The 4599-nt window shown below is 41.3% G+C and carries 4 protein-coding genes and 1 tRNA gene; all 5 read right to left on the bottom strand.

Annotation, left to right across the window (positions count from 1 at the left end):
* Window positions 1–19 precede the first annotated feature (19 nt).
* The 5 genes from B7696_RS00070 to B7696_RS00045 all read right to left on the bottom strand — a co-directional run bounded on the left by B7696_RS00070 (window position 20) and on the right by B7696_RS00045 (window position 4448).
* A tRNA-Glu gene (locus tag B7696_RS00070) sits at window positions 20–91 on the bottom strand.
* Window positions 92–202: 111 nt separating this feature from the next.
* Window positions 203–637 (bottom strand): cytidine deaminase family protein, encoded by a 435-nt coding sequence (locus tag B7696_RS00065; protein WP_084861453.1) that lies wholly within the window; start codon window positions 635–637, stop codon window positions 203–205.
* A 13-nt stretch (window positions 638–650) separates the two neighbouring features.
* Window positions 651–2111 carry a glutamate--tRNA ligase gene (gene gltX, locus B7696_RS00060; RefSeq protein WP_084861451.1) on the bottom strand — a complete coding sequence of 487 codons (1461 nt, stop codon included), beginning with the start codon at window positions 2109–2111 and terminating at the stop codon, window positions 651–653.
* A 127-nt stretch (window positions 2112–2238) separates the two neighbouring features.
* Window positions 2239–3588, bottom strand: a complete 1350-nt coding sequence (locus tag B7696_RS00055; RefSeq protein ID WP_000018269.1) for a glucose-6-phosphate isomerase — start codon at window positions 3586–3588, stop codon at window positions 2239–2241.
* A gap of 170 nt (window positions 3589–3758) precedes the next feature.
* Window positions 3759–4448, bottom strand: coding sequence for a gamma-glutamyl-gamma-aminobutyrate hydrolase family protein (locus B7696_RS00045; RefSeq protein ID WP_000124770.1), 690 nt, complete (start codon window positions 4446–4448; stop codon window positions 3759–3761).
* Window positions 4449–4599: the final 151 nt, after the last annotated feature.

Raw genomic sequence — 4599 nt, 5'->3', positions numbered from 1 at the left:
TGCCATCTGCAACATACCATAGTCCGTACGGGATTCGAACCCGTGTTACCGCCGTGAAAAGGCGGTGTCTTAACCCCTTGACCAACGGACCAGAGCTGTTATTTTCAACTCTTACTATTATACCGACTTTTCTAACTTTGTCAACACCTTTTTTGTATTTTTTTCAAGTTAAGTAAAAAGAGTCAGCATTATACTGACTCTTCTATTGATTATTAAACTTAGAAGCACGTTCTTCTCCCCACCAATAGGGCATTAGTTTTGCGACTTTCACTATCTTTCTTCTATCGTAGTCCATCATGAATTCTGCATCTTTATTTTCAGCGTTCAACTCTAAAAGGAATTCTCTGCAAGCTCCACAGGGCATTCCTGAACTTCCACCATACGGCGGTTTATCTCGGAAGGCTAAGACTTTTTTAACCTTAGTTTGTCCTGAAAATTGGTACATATTGAAGAGTGCGGCGCGCTCTGCACAGAGATGGAATACACCACAGGTTCCCTCCATACAGAAACCTGTAAATATTTGTCCATCTTCTGCTTCTACTGCGGCTACAACATGGTTGGCGTAAACAAAATCAGATACTTCATGTGGATTGTATAGTTTCTGTGCTTCTTCGTACATCTTTTCCCAGATGTCCATTATTGTACCCTTCTTATTTAGAGATTTCTTTTAACATATTTTCGATATGCTGGATTGATTTTTCACGACCTAACAAGAAGATTGTATCTGGCAATTCTGGTCCATGCATTTCACCTGAAACTGCAATACGAATTGGCATGAAGAGATTTTTCCCTTTAATACCTGTTTCTTTTTGAACTGCTTTAATTTGTGGGAAGATATTTTCTGTCACAAATTCATCATCTGTCATTGCTTCAAGTTTTGCTTTGAAGGCTTCAAGAACTGTTGGGACTGTTTCACCCGCCATGACTTCGCGTTCTGCTTCTGTCAATTCTGGGAAATCTGAGAAGAAAAGATCTGTCAATGGAATAATTTCATCCACTGATTTCATTTGTGGTTTATAGAGCTCAACTAATTTTTCAGCCTTGTCAGTTAAACGGCCTGCTTCCTCTAAGAATGGTTTTGCCATTTCAAAGATAGTTTCTAGGTCTGCATTCTTGATATAATCATTGCTCATCCAGTCAAGTTTCTTCTGATCAAAGGCTGCTGGAGACTTGCTCAGGCGGTTTTCATCGAAAAGTTCAATGAGTTCTTCACGAGAGAAGATTTCATCTTCGCCACCTGGGTTCCAACCAAGAAGAGCAATAAAGTTAAAGACTGCTTCTGGTAAATAACCTTTTTTACGGTAGTCTTCGATAAACTGAAGGGTGTTGGTATCGCGTTTAGACAACTTTTTCCCAGTTTCAGAGTTGATAATTAAGGTCATGTGACCGAACTCTGGAGCTTCCCAACCAAGTGCTTCATAGACCATAAGCTGTTTCGGTGTATTAGCAATGTGGTCGTCTCCACGGATTACGTGAGAGATTTGCATATCATGGTCATCGATGACAACGGCAAAGTTGTAAGTTGGGTAACCGTCTTTCTTTTGGATAACCCAGTCACCACCGATATTGCCACCTTCAAATTCGATATCACCTTTGACCATATCATGCCACTTGTAGATACCTGACTCATTGACCGCCAAGCGAACTGTTGGTATGATACCAACAGCTTCACGTTCTGCGATATAAGCCGCTTTTTCCTCTTCACTCATACCAAGATATTCGTTGATATAACGAGGTGTTTCACCAGCTGCTTCTTGGCGTTCGCGTTCAGCTGCCAGCTCTTCTTCTGTAACGTAAGATTTGTAGGCTTTTCCTTCAGCTAATAGTTGGTCAATGTATTTTTGATACAAGTCCAAACGCTCAGACTGGCGGTAGTTTTCATGTGTTTCTGGGCTTTCATCCCAATCCATGCCTAACCAGCGAAGGTTTTCAAGCTGTGAGCGTTCCCCATCTTCGACATGGCGTTTACGGTCAGTATCTTCGATACGAATGATAAATGTTCCACCATGATGACGTGCGTAAAGGTAGTTGAACAATGCTGTACGGGCATTCCCGATGTGTAGTAGTCCTGTTGGACTTGGTGCGTAACGTACGCGGATATCTTTTGACATAGTTTCTCCTATAAAGTCTCTAGGCGTCTGCCTTTTTGCTCTCTATATTATATCACAAGTCTTGGCTGAGTCCAATTTCTATGGATAAAGAGAGTAAAAAGAGTGGACAAACCACTCTTTTCTTCTATTATAGACGTGCGTTAAGTTCTTTACTCAATTCTTCAAATCCTGGTTTTCCAAGAAGGGCAAACATGTTACGTTTATAAGCTTCAACACCTGGTTGGTCGAATGGGTTGATAGCATTCAAGTAACCAGAAAGGGCGATAGCCAATTCGAAGAAGTAGATTGTATAACCAAGAGTGAAAGCGTCTTGCTCTGGAAGAGTCACGTACATGTTTGGTACATCACCATCTGTGTGGGCAAGAAGAACACCGTCAGTCGCTTTTTTGTTTACAAAGTCAACGTCTTTTCCTTGAAGGTAACCAAGTCCGTCAAGGTCTTCTTCCAAAGTAGGAATAATCACGTTTTTACGAGGTTTGTCAACACGGACAACTGTTTCAAACATGATACGAGTTCCTTCTTGGATAAATTGACCAAGTGAGTGCAAGTCAGTTGAGAAGTTGGCTGAAGTTGGGTAGATACCTTTTTGATCTTTTCCTTCTGATTCACCAGCCAATTGTTTCCACCACTCTGAGAAGTATTGAAGTGATGGCTCGTAGTTTACCAAGATCTCAGTTGCATAACCTTTACGGTAAAGGATGTTACGAACTGCTGCGTATTGGTAAGCTTCGTTTTCAGAGATTTTATCTGAAGTGTAGTCTTTGCGAGCTGCATTCGCACCTTCCATAAGGGCTTTGATGTCAGCTCCTGATGCTGCGATTGGAAGCAAACCAACAGCTGTCAATACTGAGAAGCGTCCACCGATGTCATCTGGAACAACAAATGTTTCCCAACCGTTAGCGTCTGCTTCAACCTTAACAGCACCTTTTTGGCGGTCAGTTGTTGCATAGATACGTTTGTTAGCTTCTTCTTGTCCGTATTTCTTAACCAAGAGTTCTTTGAAGACACGGAAAGCGATAGCTGGTTCAGTTGTTGTACCTGATTTAGAAATCACGTTTACTGAGAAGTCTTTGTCAGCTACGTACTCTACCAAGTCAGCAAGGTAAGTAGATGAGATTGAGTTTCCTGCGTAAAGGATTTGTGGAGCTTTGCGCTCTTCTTTTGTTTGCAAGTTTGCAAAGTGGTGGTTCAAGAAGTCGATTGCTGCTTTGGCACCAAGGTAAGATCCACCGATACCGATCACAACCAAAACATCGCTGTCTGATTTGATTTGCTCAGCAGCTTTCAAGATGCGGTCAAATTCTTCGCGGTCGTAGTTTTCAGGAAGGTCCAACCATCCCAAAAAGTCGCTACCAGCACCAGTTCCTTTACGGATCAATTCATCTGCTGCTGTTACTTGTGATTGCATATATTCCACTTCATGTGGTGCAACAAATTTGTCTAAAACTTTTGAATAATCAAATTTAATATGTGACATGTTATTCCTCCAATATTTCTTCTTTTCTATCATAACGCTTACCTTCGTTTTTTTCAAGTTTTTTTGTCGAATTTCTCCAATTTTTATCAGAATTCAAACGTTTGCGTAAAAATGCCACATTCCAAAAATTTTGAAAAAATAAAATAAAGAACGACCAGATGTCCCAGTCGTCACAGTTCATTCAATAAATACTCAAATAGTTCTAAATTGCCATCTTCCTCATTAACCAGAAACTCTGGATGCCACTGCAAACCGATAATACGGTGTTCGTCGATAGACTCAATCGCTTCGATGGTTTGGTCTCTTGGATCAATGGCAGTCACACGGAAATTAGGTGCCAAATCTTTAATGCTTTGACGATGGACCGAGTTAACCTGACTTTCTTTTCCAAATAGCTTGGCCACCACGCTTCCTTCTACTGTCTCAATAGAATGAGATGTTCCGAAAGGCAGCCCTTGCCAGTGACCTTCGATTTCTTGATTGAGGGTTCCCCCAAAGGCAACATTGACAAGTTGAACACCGCGACAGATTGCCATAATTGGTTTATTCTGACGAAGCGCTTCTTTCAAGAGTGCCAATTCAAACTCATCGCGCACTAGATTGTAATCATCGCTCTCGATGGTCTTTTTCTCTCCATAAAACTGAGGGTGAACATTTTGACCGCCTGTCAAGATAAGTTTGTCAATCATTTCTACATAATCGCGTACAACTGACTCATCACCAACAGGAATGACTAAAGGGAGACCACCGACTTGACGAATGCTCTCTGCGAATCTACAAGATACAGATGAATGAATGTTTTTGCCTTCCGCGTCTACGGGACATAGATTTGCAGCAACTCCTACAACCGTTCTAGCCATGATGCCTCTCCTTTCGAATGTTAATACTCTTCGAAAATCAAATTCAAACCACATCAGCGTCGCCTTACCGTACTCAAGTACAGCTTGCGGCTAGCTTCCTAGTTTGCTCTTTGATTTTCATTGAGTATAACGATAGTCCTATCATATCACT

It is taken from the genome of Streptococcus mitis, from assembly GCF_002096815.1.
GTDB lineage: Bacteria > Bacillota > Bacilli > Lactobacillales > Streptococcaceae > Streptococcus > Streptococcus mitis_AD.
Note: the sequence above shows the minus strand (reverse complement) of the source record. Positions and strands in the feature narration are given on the sequence as shown.

What these genes read in the sequence shown, in the direction of transcription:
- B7696_RS00055 (WP_000018269.1), bottom strand. Translation starts at nt 3,588, where the DNA reads ATGTCACATATTAAATTTGATTATTCAAAAGTTTTAGACAAATTTGTT.
- gltX (WP_084861451.1), bottom strand. Translation starts at nt 2,111, where the DNA reads ATGTCAAAAGATATCCGCGTACGTTACGCACCAAGTCCAACAGGACTA.
- B7696_RS00065 (WP_084861453.1), bottom strand. Translation starts at nt 637, where the DNA reads ATGGACATCTGGGAAAAGATGTACGAAGAAGCACAGAAACTATACAAT.
- B7696_RS00045 (WP_000124770.1), bottom strand. Translation starts at nt 4,448, where the DNA reads ATGGCTAGAACGGTTGTAGGAGTTGCTGCAAATCTATGTCCCGTAGAC.